Here is a 17,911-nt window from a genome sequence, read left to right on the forward strand (position 1 = left end):
ACCATGAGAGCCGACCTGGAAATCATCCAAGACTGGATACCGGCAGGCAGCCGCGTGCTCGACCTCGGCTGCGGCGACGGCGAATTGCTGGCCTGGCTGCAGGAAAACAAGCAAGTGACCGGCTACGGCCTGGAAAACGACGCCGACAATATTGCCCGCTGCGTGGCACGGGGCGTCAACGTCATCGAGCAGGACCTGGACAAGGGCCTGGGCAACTTCGCCAGCAACAGTTTCGACATCGTGGTCATGACCCAGGCGCTGCAAGCCGTGCACTACCCTGACCGGATCCTCGATGAAATGCTGCGCGTGGGTCGCCAGTGCATCATCACCTTCCCCAACTTCGGCCACTGGCGCTGCCGCTGGTACCTGGCGAGCAAGGGCCGGATGCCGGTATCCGAGTTCCTGCCGTACACCTGGTACAACACGCCAAACATCCACTTCTGCACCTTCGCCGACTTCGAAGAGCTGTGCCGGGGCCGTTCGGCCAAGGTCATTGATCGGCTGGCGGTCGATCAACAGCATCGTCATGGCTGGGCAAGCAAGCTATGGCCTAATCTGTTGGGTGAGATCGGCATCTATCGCGTCAGCAGCCCAAGCCTGCAGGACCACCAGATCGCCGTGTAACCCCGATATCAGGAGGAACGATCATGCGCCGTCTGACTTTACTGCTTGGCGTGCTGCTCACGCTGGCCACCCAGGTGATGGCCGCCGACAGCGCAAGCCCGAACCGGCAACAGCAGTTCGGCGACCTGATCGTTCACTACAACGCCTTCGCCTCGGGCGTGCTGCAACCGCAGATCGCCCAGCAGAACGGCCTGACCCGCAGCAAGGGCATGGGCGTCATCAACATCACGGCGATTAGGGACGGCAAGACCGTTACCGCCAGTGTCGATGGTTCGGTCGCTGACCTGACGGGCCGGAAAAAGCCGCTGACCTTCAGGCCGATCAGCGAAAACAGCTCGGTCAACTACATCGCGCAGTTCGCGGTGGAGCCTGACACTTCGGCGACCTACGTCTTCACGATCAACGTCAAAGCCGGTGATGGCGAAATCCACACGCTGAGCTTTAACCAACAGATTTTCTCGGACGAATGATGAATTTTCCCCAACTCGTACTGGCCAGCCACAACGCCGGCAAACTCAAGGAACTGCAAGCCATGCTCGGCGGCAGCGTCCAGTTGCGCTCCATCGGCGAATTCAGCACGGTCGAGCCTGAAGAAACCGGCCTGTCGTTCGTCGAAAACGCCATCCTCAAGGCGCGCAACGCCGCGCGCATCTCCGGCCTGCCGGCACTGGCCGACGACTCGGGGCTGGCGGTGGACTTTCTTGGCGGCGCACCGGGCATCTATTCGGCGCGCTACGCCGACGGTAAAGGCGATGCGGCCAACAATGCCAAGCTGCTGGATGCCTTGAAGGATGTGCCCGAAGAACAACGTGGCGCGCAGTTCGTCTGCGTCCTGGCGCTGGTGCGGCATGCCGACGACCCGCTGCCGATCCTCTGCGAAGGCCTGTGGCACGGGCGCATCCTGACGGCCGCCAGCGGCGAGCACGGCTTCGGCTACGACCCGTTGTTCTGGGTGCCGGAGCGCAACCTGTCCAGCGCCGAACTGACCCCTGCCGACAAGAACCAGATCAGCCACCGCGCCCGCGCCATGGCCATCCTGCGTCAGCGTCTGCAGTTGGATGCAGCATCGACATGACCCAGGATTCCACCACACGGCCGCTGATCCTTGGCGCGGCCGGTTTCAGTTCCGAGCAGCCGAGAAGCCCGTTGCCCGAGCTGCCCCCGCTGTCGCTGTACATCCATATTCCTTGGTGCGTGCGCAAATGCCCGTACTGCGACTTCAACTCCCACACCGCCAGCGCAGTCCTGCCGGAACAGGAGTACGTCGACGCGCTGCTGGCAGATCTGGATCAGGACCTGCAGCACGTCTACGGCCGCGAACTGAGCACGATCTTCTTCGGTGGCGGTACGCCAAGCCTGTTCAGCGCCGATGCACTCGGACGGCTGCTCAAGGGCGTGGAGCAGCGCATTCGCTTCGCAGCGGACATCGAGATCACTCTGGAAGCCAACCCCGGCACCTTCGAGCAGGTCAAGTTCAGCGCCTACCGGGGCCTGGGTATCAACCGGCTGTCCATCGGCATCCAGAGTTTCCAGGAAGCCAAGCTCAAGGCCCTCGGCCGCATCCACAATGGCGACGAAGCCGTGCGTGCAGCAGACATGGCGCGCCAGGCGGGCTTCGATAACTTCAATCTGGATCTGATGCACGGCCTGCCGGATCAGTCCCAAGAGGATGCACTGGGCGACCTGCGCCAGGCCATCGCGCTGGCGCCGACGCACCTGTCCTGGTATCAACTGACGCTGGAGCCGAACACCGTGTTCTGGAATCAGCCGCCGACCCTGCCCGAAGACGACATCCTCTGGGACATCCAGGAGGCCGGTCAGACGCTGCTGCGGGAAAACGGCTACGCCCAGTACGAAGTCTCGGCCTACGCCCAGCCAGGCCGCGCTGCACGGCATAACCTCAATTACTGGAGCTTCGGCGACTTCATCGGCATCGGCGCGGGCGCCCACGGCAAGCTCAGCCATCCGGACGGGCGCATCGTGCGCACCTGGAAGACCCGCCTACCAAAGGATTACCTCAACCCGGCCAAGCCCTTCCAGGCCGGCGAGAAGCTGTTGCCGCTGGACGAAATGCCCTTTGAATTCCTGATGAACGCCTTGCGCCTGACAAAAGGCGTGGACGCTGCATTATTTGCCCGCCGCACCGGTCTAAGCCTCGATTCGCTGGCCAGCGCCCGTCGCCAGGCTGAACAACGGGGCCTGCTGGAAGCCGATGAAACGCGACTGGTCGCCACTGCCCGCGGTCAACTGTTCCTCAATGACCTGCTGCAGGACTTTCTTCTTTAAGGCTTAACTAAGGACCCTGAATGGATCTCGTACTCGACCTGCTGGCCACCGTCTCACGCTGGAGCCGCAGCAACCTGTCGGAAATCGCCCTGGCGTTGGTGGGCTGTCTGCTGATCCTGTTCGGCGCGGACATCAAGGGCTGGATCGAAGGTCGCCTGAGCAGCTTTGCCGGCGCCTTGCGCGTACCGGTCATGGCCTTGCTGTGCACCATCGGCAGCGGCGCGGCGCTGATCTACGCCACACCCTGGGTGGTGCGCGGCCTGAGCCAGTTCAACAACTACAGCCTGGCGCCGGTGTTGCTGGTGGTGCTGGTGCTGATCGGCGTCGTCGCCGACCGCAAGTGACCTACGACACGTTGTAGGAGCGCGCTTGCCCGCGACTGCGGTGTGTCAGCGACGTAATCGTTACTGATACGCCGTCGTCGCGGGCAAGCGCGCTCCTACGAGGGTCAGGCGAACTTACGCCAGCTTCTCGAATTTCAAATCCCAAACCCCATGCCCCAACCGCTCACCACGGCGTTCGAACTTGGTGATCGGACGTTCCGCAGGGCGCGGGACGCATTTGCCGTCTTCGGCTAGGTTGCGATAGCCCGGCGCGACGTTCATTACCTCCAGCATGTACTCGGCATAAGGCTCCCAGTCGGTGGCCATGTGCAGAATGCCGCCTGGCTTGAGCTTGCTGCGCACCAGCGCGGCGAACTCGGCCTGGACGATACGGCGCTTGTGGTGACGCGACTTGTGCCATGGGTCCGGGAAAAACAGCATCAGGCGGTCCAGGCTGTTGTCGGCCACGCAGCGGTTGAGCACTTCGATCGCATCGCAATCGTAGACCCGCACATTGGTCAGGCCCTGAGTCAGCACGCCATTGAGCAGCGCACCGACACCCGGACGATGCACTTCAACGCCGATGAAATCCTGCTCAGGCGCCGCCGCTGCCATTTCCAGCAGCGAGTGGCCCATGCCGAAGCCGATTTCCAGGGTGCGCGGCGCCGAGCGGCCGAACACCTTGTCGTAATCGACAGGCGCGTCGGCCAGTGGCAGCACGAACAGCGGGCGGCCCTGATCCAGGCCGCGCTGCTGGCCTTCGGTCATGCGTCCGGCGCGCATCACAAAGCTCTTGATGCGCCGGTGATGGCTGTCATCGCCCTGCTCTTTACCGTCTTCGTCGTTCATCACTTCGTCGTCCGGAAGTGGGTCGCTGCTTTGCGAATCAATCATCAACAGGCTCTTACTTGATCAGACCATCCAGCGGCGAGGACGCGCTGGCATAGAGTTTCTTCTGCATGCGACCAGCCAGGTAAGCCATGCGGCCTGCCAGGATGGCGTGTTTCATGGCTTCGGCCATGAGGACCGGTTGCTGCGCATGGGCGATGGCCGAGTTCATCAGCACCGCTTCGCAGCCCAGCTCCATGGCGATGGTGGCGTCGGATGCAGTACCGACACCGGCATCGACCAGCACCGGGACTTTCGATTCTTCGAGGATGATCTGCAGGTTGTACGGGTTGCAGATGCCAAGACCGCTGCCAATCAGACCGGCCAGCGGCATGACCGCACAGCAGCCGATTTCAGCCAGTTGGCGGGCGATGATCGGATCATCGCTGGTGTAGACCATCACGTCGAAGCCTTCCTTGACCAGCGTTTCGGCGGCCTTGAGGGTTTCGATCACGTTGGGGAACAGAGTCTTCTGGTCGGCCAGTACTTCCAGTTTGACCAGGTTGTGGCCGTCGAGCAGCTCACGGGCCAGGCGGCAGGTGCGCACGGCTTCGATGGCGTCGTAGCAGCCAGCCGTATTGGGCAAGAAGGTGTAGCGATCCGGTGACAGCACCTGGAGCAGGTTCGGTTCGCCTTCGATCTGGCCGAGGTTGGTACGGCGCACAGCGAAGGTGACGATCTCGGCGCCCGAGGCTTCGATGGCCAGACGGGTTTCTTCCATATCCTTGTACTTGCCAGTGCCGACCAACAGGCGCGACTGGAAAGTACGACCGGCCACTGTGAACGGCTTGTCGCTACGAACATTGCTCATCGAAAATCCTCTTTACGGTTGAGGTTTTTGCAGTTCTTCTGGATCAGGCAGGCTGCGGCGCTGCGGATCAGCCGCCGCCGATGGCGTGCACCACTTCGACCTGATCGCCCTCATTCAACGCCGTGGAGGCGTGCTGGCTGCGCGGGACGATATCCAGATTGAGCTCGACCGCGATACGGCGCCCGGCCAGGTCCAGACGGGTCAGCAACGCCGCAACGGTCTCGCCGTCGGGCAGTTCATAGGATTCACCGTTCAACTGAATGCGCATGCGAAGGGCAGCCATCATTTTAGGGGGCGTGCATTCTAGCCCGATCAGTCAGGATTCCCAAGGCAAAGGCGCGCCATTCGTCCTGCACAGGTCTAGAGCCCCGTAGCAGCACGGCTTGCCGGCGGGGGCGGTGTATCAGTGCCTGAAGTGTTGCCTGACACACCGCTCCCGCCGGCAAGCCGCGCTGCTACGGGTTGGGTGTCGTGGTTTAGAGGGTATCCAGCCCCAGCCGCCACGCGAGCCAGCCCAGGATGAACCAGCCGATCAGAAAGCACAGTCCGCCAATCGGCGTGATGATGCCCAGCTTGCTGACGCCGGTCAGGGTCAGCAGGTACAGGCTGCCGGAGAACAGCAGGATGCCCAGCACGAAGGCGATCCCGGCGTAGCTGACCAGCCGCCCTTGAATCTGCGTCGCCAGAATCGCCACGCCGAAAATCGCCAGGGCGTGAATCAACTGATAGAGCACACCGGTGTGAAAGATCGCCAGGTACTCCGGCGTCAGGCGGTTCTTCAGGCCGTGGGCTGCGAATGCGCCGAGGGCAACGCCGGTGAATCCGAAGAATGCAGCCAACATCAGAAAGGTTCGTAACATGTGCAGCTCCCTGCGAAGTCGTTCAATGGCCCGTGGTCTGTATAATGGCCCGCTCAACGGGTTCGGCCAAGCCATCTCTATGCTGCGTTTTCTCCTTCGTCGTGTCGCCAAAGGCCTGCTCTGGTTCGCAGCGGCAAGTGTCGTGCTGGTTTTGATTTTCCGTTTCGTGCCTCCTCCGTTTACCGCATTGATGGTCGAGCGCAAGATCGAATCCTGGTTCGACGGCCAGCCCATTGACCTGCAGCGCGACTGGGAGCCGTGGGAGAAGATCTCCGATGACCTGAAAGTCGCGGTGATCGCCGGTGAAGACCAGAAATTCGCCGAGCACTGGGGTTTCGATATCGACGCCATCCAGGCCGCACTGGTTCACAACGAGCGTGGCGGCTCCATTCGCGGCGCCAGCACCCTGAGCCAGCAGGTGTCGAAGAACCTGTTCCTGTGGTCCGGCCGCAGCTACCTGCGCAAGGGCCTGGAAGCCTGGTTCACCGGGTTGATCGAGGTGTTCTGGTCCAAGCAGCGGATTCTCGAGGTGTACGTCAACAGCGTGGAATGGGACGACGGCGTCTTCGGCGCCCAGGCCGCCGCGCAGCATCACTTCCACGTCAACGCCAGCCAGCTATCGACCCAGCAGGCCAGCTACCTGGCCGCCGTGCTGCCCAACCCGCGGGAATGGAGCGCCAGCCACCCGAGCAGCTACGTCTCACGCCGCGCCGGCTGGATCCGCCAGCAGATGCGGCAGTTGGGTGGGGATGATTATCTGGTGGGGATAAACAATCGGCGGCAGTGGTAACAGCTGCCCCTGTAGGAGCGCGCTTGCCCGCGACTGCAATGTGTCAGCGAACAGATCGGTCATTGATGCACTGCGGTCGCGGGCAAGCGCGCTCCTACAACGTATGGCGCTGAACTCCCAAACAAAAACGCCCCGATCATCTCGGGGCGTTTTGCATTGCGGCTTTTCGCTTACGCGGCAATCGACAGCTTGAGCTTGTTCATCGCGCTCTTTTCCAACTGACGAATACGCTCGGCAGACACGTTGTACTTCTCGGCCAGGTCGTGCAGCGTGGCTTTCTCCTCGGCCAGCCAGCGCTGGTAGAGGATGTCGCGGCTGCGGTCGTCCAGCACGTTCAACGCTTCGTGCAGGTTGGCCGTCGAGCTGTCAGTCCAGTCGGCATCTTCCAGCTGGCGAGCCGGGTCGTAGCGATGGTCTTCCAGATAGTTGGCCGGCGACTGGAATGCGCTGTCGTCGTCAGCTTCGGCTGCCGGGTCGAACGCCATGTCCTGACCGGTCAGGCGGCTTTCCATTTCGCGCACTTCACGCGGCTCCACACCCAGGCTTTCAGCCACGCGGTGCACTTCTTCGTTGTTCAGCCAGGCCAGACGCTTTTTCTGGCTGCGCAGGTTGAAGAACAGCTTGCGCTGAGCCTTGGTGGTGGCGACTTTCACGATGCGCCAGTTGCGCAGGATGAACTCGTGAATCTCGGCCTTGATCCAGTGCACAGCGAACGACACCAGACGAACGCCCATTTCAGGGTTGAAGCGTTTTACAGCCTTCATCAGGCCGACGTTACCTTCCTGGATCAGATCTGCCTGAGCCAGGCCGTAACCGGAATAGCTACGTGCGATGTGCACGACGAAACGCAGATGGGCGAGCACCATCTGGCGGGCCGACTCTAAATTCTGCTCGTAATAGAGACTCTCGGCCAGTTCACGCTCCTGCTCGGGAGTCAGCAGCGGAATGCTGTTCACCGTGTGCACATAGGCTTCCAGGTTTGCACCGGGAACCAGGGCATAAGCAGGTTGCAAAGAATTGGTCATACGAAAAAACCTCCTACACATGACTCGTGCAGTTCAGCACTGCGAAATTGACCGGGAACCGCGAGACAAGTTCCCTTAGCTGAAAAGTCAATAGATGAAACAATATTTACACTGAAAACATTATATGAACATTAACACTCAACGAGGTGCCAGCTCTCTCAAATGGCGTGCAACGGCAATCCACGCACCGATATACCCCAACAACACGGCCCCAAGCAAGAGCGACAGACCGTCGGCGGGCGGCACACCGGCCAGCGAGAAATCACTGCCGTACAGCCCCGCCAGCTTGATGACCGCATCGTTCAGCCAGTCCAGGCCAAAGGCCAGCACGCCCCAGGCGAAGATCCCTGCGCCCAGGCCGTAGATCGCCCCCATATAGAGGAAGGGCCTGCGCACGTAGCTGTCAGTACCGCCCACCAGTTTGATGACCTCGATTTCCGTACGACGGTTCTCGATGTGCAGACGGATGGTGTTACCAATCACCAGCAACAGCGCACCGACCAACAGCACCGTGAGCCCGAAGACAAAGCGGTCACCCAGCTTGAGAATCGCCGCCAGGCGCTCGACCCAGACCAGATCCAGCTGGGCCTGCTGCACCTTCGGCAACTCGGCAAGGCGTGTACGTAATGCCTCCAGCGCGGCCTTGTCAACTTCCTGCGGCGTGACCAGCACCACGCCCGGCAGCGGGTTCTCCGGCAGTTCCTTGAGGGCTTCCCCCAGGCCGGACTGCTGCTGGAACTCGTTCAGCGCCTGATCGCGGCTGATGTACTCGGCTTCGGCGACACCGGGCATTTCCTTGATCTGGGTCACCAGACCCTGACCTTCTGCCGACGAAGCATCCAGTTGCAAATAAAGCGAGATTTGCGCCGCGCGCTGCCAGGAGCCGCCAAGACGCTCGACGTTGCTCAGCAGCAACGACAGGCCCATCGGCAGGCTTAACGCTACCGCCATCACCAGACAGGTGAAAAAGCTGCCGATCGGCTGCTTGCCCAGGCGACGCAAGCTGTCCAGCAGGCTCGAACGGTGAGCTTCTATCCAGGCGTGGAAAAGCTGGCCGAAGCCGGGGCCGTCGTCATCATCGTGTTTCTTTTTCTTCGGCGGCGCAGGTTCGGCCACCTTGGGTGCGACACGCTCGGACACTTTAGGGCTACGAGTGGCGCTCATGCGCTGGCCTCCCCGTCACCGATCAGTCGGCCGCGTTGCAGGGTAAGCATGCGATGGCGCATGCGCGCGATCAGGGCCAGGTCGTGACTGGCGATCAGCACGCTGGTGCCCAGGCGATTGATATCTTCGAAAACACCCATGATTTCTGCCGCCAGCCGTGGGTCGAGGTTACCGGTCGGTTCGTCCGCCAGCAGCAAGGCCGGGCGGTGAACGATGGCGCGAGCGATGCCGACGCGCTGCTGCTGTCCTGTGGACAAGTCACCAGGGTACAGCTCGGCCTTGTCGGACAGCGCCACGCGCTCCAGCGCCGAGTCGACGCGCTTGGTCACTTCGGCCTTGGACAGGCCGAGAATCTGCAGAGGAAGCGCGACGTTGTTGAAAACCGTGCGGTCGAACAGCAACTGGTGGTTCTGGAACACCACGCCGATCTGGCGACGCAGGAATGGGATCTGCGCGTTGCTGATCTGGCCCAGGTCCTGCCCGGCCAGCAGCAGCTTGCCGGAAGTCGGGCGCTCCATCGCCAGCAACAGGCGCAGCAGGGTACTTTTACCGGCACCGGAGTGGCCGGTTACAAACAGAAACTCGCCACGACGTACTCGAAAGCTCAGCTCATGCAAGCCGACGTGTCCGTTCGGATAGCGTTTACCGACCTGTTCGAAACGAATCATGTGCGCTCCCGCTCGGCGAATAGGGCCTGAACAAAGGGTTCGGCCTCGAAAGTCCGCAAATCGTCGATGCCTTCACCGACACCGATGTAACGAATCGGCAGCCCGAACTGCTTGGCCAGGGCGAAGATCACGCCACCCTTGGCGGTGCCGTCGAGCTTGGTCAGGGCAAGGCCGGTCAGGTTCACGGTCTGGTTGAACTGCTTGGCCTGGCTAATGGCGTTCTGCCCGGTACCGGCATCCAGCACCAGCAGCACTTCGTGAGGCGCGGCTTCATCCAGCTTGCCGATGACCCGGCGGACCTTTTTCAGCTCTTCCATCAGGTTGTCTTTGGTGTGCAGGCGACCGGCCGTGTCGGCGATCAGCACGTCGATGCCACGAGCCTTGGCGGCCTGCACGGCGTCGAAGATGACCGATGCGGAGTCGGCGCCGGTGTGCTGGGCGATGACCGGGATCTTGTTGCGCTCGCCCCAGACCTGCAGCTGCTCGACGGCGGCGGCGCGGAACGTATCGCCCGCGGCCAGCATGACCTTCTTGCCTTCGAGCTGGAGTTTCTTCGCCAGCTTGCCGATGGTGGTGGTCTTGCCGGCGCCGTTGACGCCGACCACCAGGATCACGAACGGCTTGTGCTGCTGTTCGATCACCAGCGGCGCTTCGACCGGCTTGAGCATTTCGGTCAGCTCGGCCTGCAGCGATTTATAAAGCGCGTCGCTGTCGGTCAGTTGTTTACGTGCCACTTTCTGCGTCAGGTTACGCACGATCAGCGACGTTGCCTCCACACCGACGTCGGCAGTCAGCAACCGGGTCTCCAGCTCGTCGAGCATGTCGTCGTCGATGGCCTTCTTGCCCAGGAACAGGCTGGCCATGCCTTCACCCAGGCTGGCGCTGGTCTTGGACAGGCCTTGCTTGAGGCGGGCGAAGAAGCCCGGCTGCTTGGGCTCGACGGGCTGAGGCTGAGCCTCGACCACGACAGGCGCTGGCTGGGTTACCGGGGCAACTGGAGCAACTGGAGCTGCGACAGGCGCGACAGCAACCGGTGCGGCGAGCGGCGCTGGCTGGGACAAGGCTGGCAAGTCGTCAGCTGCGACAGGGTCAGGCGTGGCAACGGGAGTGGGCTCAACCACCGGCGGCACTTGCACCGGGGCAGGCTCGACGACCTCTGGCTGCACGTGGGACGCGGTGTACGCCGGAATCTGCGGAGTGACGTGGGGCTCGGCTTCGTCAGTCAGCGCCACCGGCTCTTCAGCGACCGGCAGTTTCAGCCATGGCTCGCCCGCTGGCTGCTCGATAACAGGCGCAGGGGCTTCGAAGGCCGCAGTGGGCTGAGGCGCTGGCGCTGGGGGAATAGGCGGGGCGATCTGCGGCTCAGCAACGGGCGGCGTCGACTCGGCGACTGGCTCAGGCGCTGCTGCGGGCAAGTCCTTGGGCTGCTCGGCGACGGTTTCCTGCGGCTTCTTGCGCAGCCATCCGAACAGGCCTTTCTTCTCTCCAGCCGGGGCTGGGGTCTTCTTGTCGTCGTTGGAACCAAACATGGAGGACGGCTATCTCAAGGTAGCGACGCGCCAGACCGGCGCCTCTGAAAAATTCTGTATGCGAAACAGACTGCTTTTATGTCCGCTTGTTCATCTGCCGGGCGGGCACAGCGCTATGCCGGGATCCGCCGTCGGACACAACGTATCCGAAAACTCCTACATCTTAGTCGTGGTAGGCGAGCAAACTGGTCGCTATCCTAACACCCCCGCGCCCGCCGACGCTAAGTTCACGCAGGCCGTCTCGAAGGTTCAAATTACGAATGAATGCTCTCGCCCGCCGTGCCGCAGGCCTTCTGCTCGGCACATTGTGTTTGCCCCTCGCAGCCATGGCCGCCGATCCTCAACCCACTTCCGAGTTCACGCTGGAAAACGGCCTGAAGGTCGTCGTGCGCGAAGATCACCGCGCCCCGGTCGTGGTGTCCCAGGTCTGGTACAAGGTCGGCTCCAGCTACGAGACGCCCGGCCAGACCGGCCTGTCCCATGCACTGGAACACATGATGTTCAAGGGCAGCTCCAAGGCTGGCCCCGGTGAAGCCTCATTGATCCTGCGTGACCTGGGCGCCGAAGAGAACGCCTTCACCAGTGACGACTACACCGCTTATTACCAGGTGCTGGCCCGGGACCGCCTGAGCGTGGCCTTCGAGCTGGAAGCCGACCGCATGGCCAGCCTGCGCCTGCCGCCTGAAGAATTCGCCCGGGAAATCGAAGTCATCAAGGAAGAGCGCCGCCTGCGCACCGATGACAAGCCCAACGCCAAGGCCTACGAGCGCTTCAAGGCCATCGCCTACCCGGCCAGCGGCTACCACACGCCGACCATCGGCTGGATGGCCGACCTGGACCGCATGACCGTCCAGGAGCTGCGCCACTGGTACGAATCCTGGTACGTGCCCAACAACGCCACGCTGGTGGTGGTCGGCGACGTGAAACCCGACGAAGTGAAGGCCCTGGCCGAGCGCTTCTTCGGGCCGATCCCGCGCCGTGACGTTCCGCCGTCGAAAAAACCGCTGGAACTGGCCGAGCCCGGCCTGCGCCAGATTACCGTGCATGTGGCCACCCAGATGCCCAGCCTGATGTACGGCTTCAACGTGCCGAGCCTGTCCACCGCAACTGACCCGCAGTCGGTCAATGCCCTGCGCCTGATTTCCGCCCTGCTCGACGGCGGCTACAGTGCCCGCATTCCGACCCGTCTCGAGCGTGGCGAGGAGCTGGTTACCGGCGCGTCGTCCAGCTATGACGCCTACTCCCGTGGCGACAGCCTGTTCACCATCAGCGCCACGCCGAACATGCAGAAGAAGAAAACCCTGGCGGACACCGAAGCCGGCATCTGGCGCCTGCTCGATGAGCTGAAGAACAAGCCGCCGACCAAGGAAGAGCTCGAGCGGGTTCGCGCCCAGGTCATTGCCGGCCTGGTGTACGAGCGGGACTCGATCACCAGCCAGGCCAGCACCATCGGCGAGCTGGAAACCGTCGGCCTGTCGTGGCGGCTGATCGACCGGGAGCTGACTGACCTGCAAAGCGTCACGCCCGAAGACATCCAGAAAGCCGCACGCACCTATTTCACCCGCGAACGCCTGGCCGTCGCGCACGTACTGCCAGAGGAGAAAGCCCAATGACCCGGCGCATCGAGACACGCTTCGCACCGAAGCGGGCCCCTGCTCTGCTGTTGGCCGTCACCCTCGGGCTGTTCGGCGCCACCCAGACCTTCGCCGAGGAGGCCACCCAGGCACCTGCAGAAACACCAAAAGCCATCGACAAGGCGGCCTCCAGGCTTGAAACCCTCAAGGAACTGGACGGCAAGGCACCTGCCAGGCGCACCTTGAACATCCAGTCGTGGAACACCGCTGAAGGCGCCCGCGTACTGTTCGTCGAAGCCCACGAACTGCCCATGTTCGACATGCGCCTGCTGTTCGCCGCAGGCAGCAGCCAGGATGGCGCCACACCGGGCATCGCACTGATCACCAACGCCATGCTCAACGAGGGCGTCAAAGGCAAGAACGTCGGCGCCATCGCCGAAGGTTTCGAAGGCCTGGGTGCCGACTTCAACAACGGCTCCTATCGCGACATGGCCATCGCCTCGCTGCGCAGCCTGAGCGCGCCCGACAAACGCGATCCGGCCTTGAAGCTGTTCTCGGAAGTGGTGGGCAAGCCGACCTTCCCGTCCGACTCGCTGGCGCGTATCAAGAACCAGCTGCTGGCCAGCTTCGAATATCAGAAGCAGAACCCCGGCAAGCTGGCGGGCGACGAGCTGTTCAAGCGCCTGTATGGCGATCACCCCTACGCGCACCCGAGCATGGGCACCGCCAAGAGCATCACGCCGATCACCCTGGCGCAGCTCAAGGCCTTTCACGCCAAGGCTTATGCCGCTGGCAACGCGGTGATCGCGCTGGTGGGCGATTTGTCTCGCGCCGATGCCGAAGCTGTCGCGGCGCAGGTCTCGGCCTCGCTGCCAAAAGGCCCCGCGCTGGCGAAAACCGTCGCGCCGACCGCGCCCCAGCCGGGCGATACCCATATCGAGTTCCCGTCCAAGCAGACTCACCTGATGCTGGCCGAGCTGGGCATCGACCGCGCCGACCCCGATTACGCCGCGCTGTCGCTGGGCAACTCGATCCTCGGCGGCGGCGGTTTCGGCAGCCGCCTGATGACCGAAGTGCGTGAAAAGCGCGGCCTGACCTACGGCGTTTCGTCGGGCTTCACCCCGATGCAGGCCCAGGGGCCTTTCATGATCGGCCTGCAGACCCGCGCCGAACTGAGTGAAAACACCCTCAAGCTGGTCAAGGACATCACCCGCGACTTCCTTGCCAACGGCCCTACCCAGAAGGAACTGGACGACGCCAAGCGCGAGCTGGCGGGCAGCTTCCCGCTCTCGACCGCGAGCAACTCGGCCATCGTTGGCCAATTGGGTGCCATTGGCTTCTATAATCTGCCCCTGAGCTACCTCGAAGATTTCATGACGCAGTCTCAGAGCGTTACGGTCGAGCAGATCAAGGCTGTAATGAACAAACACCTGGACGTTGACAAGCTGGTCGTCGTGACCGCCGGTCCCACCGTCCCGCAGAAGCCTCTGCCACCCCCTACTGATAGACCTGCCGAGCAACCCCTCGGCGTTCCGGAGCACTGATGACCTCGACTTCCAAGCCGCCGCGTATCCACAAAGGCCACAAAATTCACACGGGCCTTGGCCAACTGCGGATCATCGGCGGCGAATGGCGCAGTCGGCGTCTGAGTTTCCCTGACGGCCCAGGCCTGCGCCCGACGCCGGACCGGGTGCGTGAAACCCTGTTCAACTGGCTGGCGCCTTATATCGAGGGCGCTCGCGTGCTCGACCCGTTCGCCGGCAGCGGCGCGCTCTACCTCGAAGCGCTGTCACGCGGTGCGAGCATGGGCCTGGCGCTGGACACCAACTCTGCCGCCATTTCCAGCCTGCGCGAGCACCTGGGCACCTTGCGCTGCACCGTGGGCAAGACGTCCACAGGCGATGCATTGCGTTACCTGGAGACACAGCCAGCTGAACAGTTCGACGTGATCTTCCTCGACCCGCCGTTCCACCAGAACCTGCTGGCCCCTGCCTGCACCCTGCTGGAGGAACGCAACTGGCTGGCCGACGACGCCTGGATCTATACCGAGAGCGAAACCGCGCCTTCGACGCTGGGCATGCCGGGCAACTGGCGCCTGCATCGGGAGAAGAAGGCTGGCCAGGTGTACTACGCGCTGTGGGAACGAAGTGGCACCGATCACTGACAGCCGCCCGTTCGTCCCGGCGACCGGCCTGGGCAACCCTCACCTGCAAACCCTGTGGGGGCCGCTGTGGCGCAAGACCGTTCATCTGGAGCGCCGCCGCGAACGCATCTGGCTCGAAGACGGCGACTTCCTCGACATCGACTGGCATGGCCCCCATGACGCCAAAGTGCCGGTCGTGCTGGTCTTGCACGGGCTGACCGGTTCTTCCAACTCGCCATATGTGGCCGGCCTGCAACAGGCCATGGCCAAACGGGGCTGGACCAGCGCTGCGCTGAACTGGCGTGGCTGCTCGGGCGAACCTAACCTGCTGCCGCGCAGTTACCACTCAGGCGCCAGCGAAGACCTGGCCGCCGCGATCGATCACATCCGCACCGCCCGGCCACTGGCGCCGTTGTATGCGGTTGGCTATTCGCTGGGCGGCAACATCCTGCTCAAGCACCTTGGCGAATCGGGCCTGGACAGCCACCTGCAAGGGGCGGCTGCGGTGTCGGTGCCGTTTCGTCTGGATGAATGTGCAGACCGCATCGGCCAGGGTTTTTCCAAGGTCTACCAGCGGCATTTCATGCGCGAGATGGTCGGCTATATCCGCGACAAGCAACGGCGCTTTCAGCATGAAGGCCTGAGTGAAGGGCTGGCTGAACTGGCCGCGCTGGGTTCGCTGGAAAACCTGCGCACCTTCTGGGAGTTCGACGGCAAGGTCACCGCGCCGTTGAACGGCTTTCTCGACGCCCACGACTATTACCGCCGGGCCTCCAGCCGCTACTTTCTCGGAGCGATTCGCACCCCGACCCTGCTGGTGCAGGCGTTGGACGACCCGTTCGTGTTCAGGCACAGCCTGCCCGATGCCAGCGAGCTGTCGTCCAGCACCGAGTTCGATTTGCAGAACAAGGGCGGGCACGTGGGCTTCGTCGGTGGCTCGATCAGGACACCGAGTTATTACCTGGAGCAGCGCATTCCGCAGTGGCTGGTGGATGTGCATGGCAGCGAACACTCCCCACTGTAGGAGCGCGCTTGGTCTGGGCCGCATTCGGACGATGGCGGGGTATCTGTACCTAATACGGGTCCTGACACTCCGCCATCGCGGGCAAGCGCGCTCCTACAGGGGTGTCAAACCTTGCAGGATCGTTCAAGACACACCGCCCGCACCGGCCTACCATCCGGGACATAAGGAGAAAACCCATGTCCCGCTATCCACTCTTCGTTCGCGGCCTTCGAGACAGCGTGCCCATGCTGTTTGGCATTGCGCCGTTCGGCATCATCTTCGGAACCCTGGCCGGCGTCGGCGGCCTGTCGCTGTGGCAGGCGGTCGGGATGTCGCTGTTCGTCTACGCCGGTTCCGCGCAGTTCATCGTCATCAGCCTGATGGGCGCGGGCGCCAGCGCCGTGGTGATCCTGCTCACGACCCTGATCGTCAACCTGCGCCACGTGCTGTACAGCGCCACGCTGCAACCCCAGGTTCAGGGCATGCCGCAACGCTGGCGCCTGTTGCTGGCATTCTGGCTGACCGATGAAACCTTCGCCGTGGTCCAGCGCTACTACCTGGTGCACGGCAAATCGCCGCTGGCCCACTGGTACTGGCTGGGCGTGACCTGCTCGCTGTATGCCTGCTGGGTGGGCAGTTCGCTGGTGGGGGTGCTGTTCGGGCAGGCGGTGCCGGATATGGCGAGTTGGGGGCTTGAGTTTGCGATGCTGGCGACGTTCATCGGCATCGTCGTGCCCATGCTGCGCAATCAACCGCAAGTGGCGGCGGCGCTGGCTGCAGGTGCAGTGGCGCTGATGACATGGGCATGGCCCTACAAACTGGGCTTGATGGCCGCGGCGTTCAGCGGGATTGCCGTCGGCGTGATTCTGGAGCGTCGGCAGATCAAGGGTGCCGCGTCTGGCACGCAGGTGCATTCATGAGTTACTGGTGGCTGATTCTGGGCATGACCGCGATCACTTTCCTGATGCGCTACAGCCTGTTCGCCTGGCCGAACCTGCGCTTCCCGCCGGTGGTGCGCCAAGGCCTGCATTACGTGCCCACTGCGGTACTGACCGCCATCGTGGTGCCCGGCATGCTGCTCCCGGATGGCCAGCACTGGCAGTTGTCGCTGGATAACGCTTACCTGCTGGCCGGCATCATTGCCATTGCCATCGCCGCATTGACCCGCAACCTTTTGGCGACCATCGGTGGCGGGCTGGCGGTGTTCTTCTTGCTGCGCTGGGCGATGGGGCAGATCTAGGATCGTCGCCGACCTCAAGACCGCACCCGCCGGCAAGCCGTGCTGCTACAGGATTGTGGGTGTACGCAAAATCGAGACCCGACCATTTCCCGTAGCAGCCGGGCTTGCCCGCGGGGCGGTGTTCGGCCTTACTCCCCGGTCGCGACGCCGCGCTGTGGATCATTGATCCACTCACTCCACGACCCCGCATACAACCGCCCCAACGGGTAACCCGCCAGGCACAGGGCGAACAGGTTGTGGCACGCCGTCACACCCGAGCCGCAATAGGCCACCAGTTTCTCGGCAGGCCGTCCGTTCAAGGTCTGGGCGAAACGCTGCTTGAGCTGGTCGGCGGGCAAAAAGCGTCCATCCGCCCCGAGATTGTCAGTGAACGCCGCGCATTGGGCGCCAGGGATGTGCCCCGCCACCGGATCGATCGGCTCCATCTCGCCACGAAAACGCGCCGGGGCCCGGGCATCGATCAGAGTCACTTCCGGCTTGTCGAGTTTCCTCTGCACGTCCGCCGCGCTCAGCACCAGCGAGTCGTCCGGCTTGCCCTGAAAGTTGCCCTCGCGATGCTCCGGCGGGTCCAGGCTCAGAGGCAGGCCCGCGCCGTGCCAGGCCTTGAGGCCGCCATCGAGCACGAACACGCCATCGCGCTTGCCCAGCCAGGCCAGCAACCACCAGGCACGGGCGGCGTAGGCGCCGGGACCGTCGTCGTAGAGCACGATCTCGCTGTCATTATCCACACCCCAGAAACGCAAACGCTCGATCAGCACCTGAGGGTTGGGCAACGGATGACGCCCCGTGACGCCCCTGGTGATGGGACCGCTCAAGTCATTGAGCAGGTCGGCGTAGGAAGAACCCTCGATATGCCCCTCGGCATAGCTGCGCTGGCCGTAGTCCAGATCATCCAGGGATGAGCGACAATCGAGGATCACCAGCCCCGGTTTCTTTTGCCGTTCGGCCAGTTGTTGCGGGCTTATCAGTTGCGCGATGGACAT

Annotated in this window: 21 protein-coding genes; 12 read left to right on the forward strand and 9 right to left on the reverse strand. The window is 62.9% G+C overall.

Going from position 1 to position 17,911, the window contains the following annotated elements; genetic code table 11:
- Positions 1-3: 3 nt before the first annotated feature.
- From metW to ACIPO9_RS18810, 5 genes are read left to right on the forward strand one after another with little or no spacing between them, the layout of a single operon-like run.
- Positions 4-624 (forward strand): methionine biosynthesis protein MetW, encoded by a 621-nt coding sequence (gene metW / locus ACIPO9_RS18790; protein WP_274131662.1) that lies wholly within the window; start codon positions 4-6, stop codon positions 622-624.
- 23 nt (positions 625-647) lie between these two features.
- The gene (locus tag ACIPO9_RS18795; RefSeq protein ID WP_400782722.1) at positions 648-1,094 is read left to right on the forward strand and encodes a DUF4426 domain-containing protein; all 447 of its coding nucleotides are present in this window, start codon (positions 648-650) and stop codon (positions 1,092-1,094) included.
- Complete coding sequence (rdgB, locus tag ACIPO9_RS18800; protein WP_274131664.1) at positions 1,091-1,699, forward strand: RdgB/HAM1 family non-canonical purine NTP pyrophosphatase; 609 nt, start codon at positions 1,091-1,093, stop codon at positions 1,697-1,699. The genes ACIPO9_RS18795 and rdgB overlap by 4 nt, the downstream gene beginning before the upstream one ends.
- Positions 1,696-2,910: a radical SAM family heme chaperone HemW gene (hemW, locus tag ACIPO9_RS18805; protein ID WP_400782724.1), complete on the forward strand. Its 1,215-nt coding sequence runs from the start codon at positions 1,696-1,698 to the stop codon at positions 2,908-2,910. Before rdgB ends, hemW begins: the two co-directional genes overlap by 4 nt.
- 20 nt (positions 2,911-2,930) lie before the next feature.
- Positions 2,931-3,254, forward strand: a complete 324-nt coding sequence (locus tag ACIPO9_RS18810) for a DUF3392 domain-containing protein (RefSeq protein WP_062385487.1) — start codon at positions 2,931-2,933, stop codon at positions 3,252-3,254.
- 114 nt (positions 3,255-3,368) lie between these two features.
- Here the strand turns inward: ACIPO9_RS18810 and trmB are convergent, their stop codons facing one another.
- The 4 genes from trmB to ACIPO9_RS18830 form a co-directional block, all read right to left on the reverse strand.
- Positions 3,369-4,082 carry a tRNA (guanosine(46)-N7)-methyltransferase TrmB gene (trmB, locus tag ACIPO9_RS18815; RefSeq protein WP_400608733.1) on the reverse strand — a complete coding sequence of 238 codons (714 nt, stop codon included), beginning with the start codon at positions 4,080-4,082 and terminating at the stop codon, positions 3,369-3,371.
- A gap of 55 nt (positions 4,083-4,137) precedes the next feature.
- Positions 4,138-4,932: a thiazole synthase gene (locus ACIPO9_RS18820; RefSeq protein WP_400782725.1), complete on the reverse strand. Its 795-nt coding sequence runs from the start codon at positions 4,930-4,932 to the stop codon at positions 4,138-4,140.
- Between the two features lie 67 nt (positions 4,933-4,999).
- Positions 5,000-5,200 (reverse strand): sulfur carrier protein ThiS, encoded by a 201-nt coding sequence (gene thiS / locus ACIPO9_RS18825; protein ID WP_296186335.1) that lies wholly within the window; start codon positions 5,198-5,200, stop codon positions 5,000-5,002.
- Positions 5,201-5,408: 208 nt separating this feature from the next.
- A complete protein-coding gene (locus tag ACIPO9_RS18830) occupies positions 5,409-5,792 on the reverse strand; it encodes a DUF423 domain-containing protein (RefSeq protein WP_400608707.1) in 384 nt (127 codons plus the stop codon).
- A 79-nt stretch (positions 5,793-5,871) separates the two neighbouring features.
- Between ACIPO9_RS18830 and mtgA the strand changes: the two genes are divergently transcribed.
- Positions 5,872-6,582: a monofunctional biosynthetic peptidoglycan transglycosylase gene (gene mtgA, locus ACIPO9_RS18835; RefSeq protein WP_274135234.1), complete on the forward strand. Its 711-nt coding sequence runs from the start codon at positions 5,872-5,874 to the stop codon at positions 6,580-6,582.
- A gap of 170 nt (positions 6,583-6,752) precedes the next feature.
- On the opposite strand, the gene rpoH is transcribed toward mtgA, so the two are convergent.
- From rpoH to ftsY, 4 genes are all read right to left on the reverse strand, one after another.
- Positions 6,753-7,607: an RNA polymerase sigma factor RpoH gene (gene rpoH, locus ACIPO9_RS18840; RefSeq protein WP_274135233.1), complete on the reverse strand. Its 855-nt coding sequence runs from the start codon at positions 7,605-7,607 to the stop codon at positions 6,753-6,755.
- A gap of 138 nt (positions 7,608-7,745) precedes the next feature.
- Positions 7,746-8,771: a permease-like cell division protein FtsX gene (ftsX, locus tag ACIPO9_RS18845; protein ID WP_274135232.1), complete on the reverse strand. Its 1,026-nt coding sequence runs from the start codon at positions 8,769-8,771 to the stop codon at positions 7,746-7,748.
- The gene (gene ftsE / locus ACIPO9_RS18850; protein ID WP_274135230.1) at positions 8,768-9,439 is read right to left on the reverse strand and encodes a cell division ATP-binding protein FtsE; all 672 of its coding nucleotides are present in this window, start codon (positions 9,437-9,439) and stop codon (positions 8,768-8,770) included. The genes ftsX and ftsE overlap by 4 nt, the downstream gene beginning before the upstream one ends.
- Positions 9,436-10,968, reverse strand: coding sequence for a signal recognition particle-docking protein FtsY (ftsY, locus tag ACIPO9_RS18855; RefSeq protein WP_400782729.1), 1,533 nt, complete (start codon positions 10,966-10,968; stop codon positions 9,436-9,438). Before ftsY ends, ftsE begins: the two co-directional genes overlap by 4 nt.
- 260 nt (positions 10,969-11,228) lie before the next feature.
- On the opposite strand from ftsY, the gene ACIPO9_RS18860 reads away from it, so the two are divergent.
- From ACIPO9_RS18860 to ACIPO9_RS18885, 6 genes are all read left to right on the forward strand, one after another.
- The gene (locus ACIPO9_RS18860) at positions 11,229-12,581 is read left to right on the forward strand and encodes a pitrilysin family protein (RefSeq protein WP_274135226.1); all 1,353 of its coding nucleotides are present in this window, start codon (positions 11,229-11,231) and stop codon (positions 12,579-12,581) included.
- 8 nt (positions 12,582-12,589) lie between these two features.
- Positions 12,590-14,086 carry a M16 family metallopeptidase gene (locus tag ACIPO9_RS18865; RefSeq protein WP_400782779.1) on the forward strand — a complete coding sequence of 499 codons (1,497 nt, stop codon included), beginning with the start codon at positions 12,590-12,592 and terminating at the stop codon, positions 14,084-14,086.
- Positions 14,086-14,706, forward strand: a complete 621-nt coding sequence (rsmD, locus tag ACIPO9_RS18870) for a 16S rRNA (guanine(966)-N(2))-methyltransferase RsmD (protein WP_400782731.1) — start codon at positions 14,086-14,088, stop codon at positions 14,704-14,706. The genes ACIPO9_RS18865 and rsmD overlap by 1 nt, the downstream gene beginning before the upstream one ends.
- Complete coding sequence (locus ACIPO9_RS18875) at positions 14,699-15,709, forward strand: hydrolase (RefSeq protein WP_400782782.1); 1,011 nt, start codon at positions 14,699-14,701, stop codon at positions 15,707-15,709. The genes rsmD and ACIPO9_RS18875 overlap by 8 nt, the downstream gene beginning before the upstream one ends.
- Before the next feature lie 176 nt (positions 15,710-15,885).
- Positions 15,886-16,608, forward strand: a complete 723-nt coding sequence (locus tag ACIPO9_RS18880; RefSeq protein WP_274135219.1) for an AzlC family ABC transporter permease — start codon at positions 15,886-15,888, stop codon at positions 16,606-16,608.
- Complete coding sequence (locus tag ACIPO9_RS18885; RefSeq protein ID WP_400782733.1) at positions 16,605-16,928, forward strand: AzlD domain-containing protein; 324 nt, start codon at positions 16,605-16,607, stop codon at positions 16,926-16,928. The genes ACIPO9_RS18880 and ACIPO9_RS18885 overlap by 4 nt, the downstream gene beginning before the upstream one ends.
- Before the next feature lie 128 nt (positions 16,929-17,056).
- Here ACIPO9_RS18885 and ACIPO9_RS18890 read toward each other — a convergent pair whose 3' ends face one another.
- Positions 17,057-17,911, reverse strand: coding sequence for a sulfurtransferase (locus ACIPO9_RS18890; RefSeq protein ID WP_400782736.1), 855 nt, complete (start codon positions 17,909-17,911; stop codon positions 17,057-17,059).

It is taken from the genome of Pseudomonas sp. NPDC090203, assembly GCF_044746765.1.
Taxonomy (GTDB): Bacteria; Pseudomonadota; Gammaproteobacteria; order Pseudomonadales; family Pseudomonadaceae; genus Aquipseudomonas; species Aquipseudomonas putida_AD.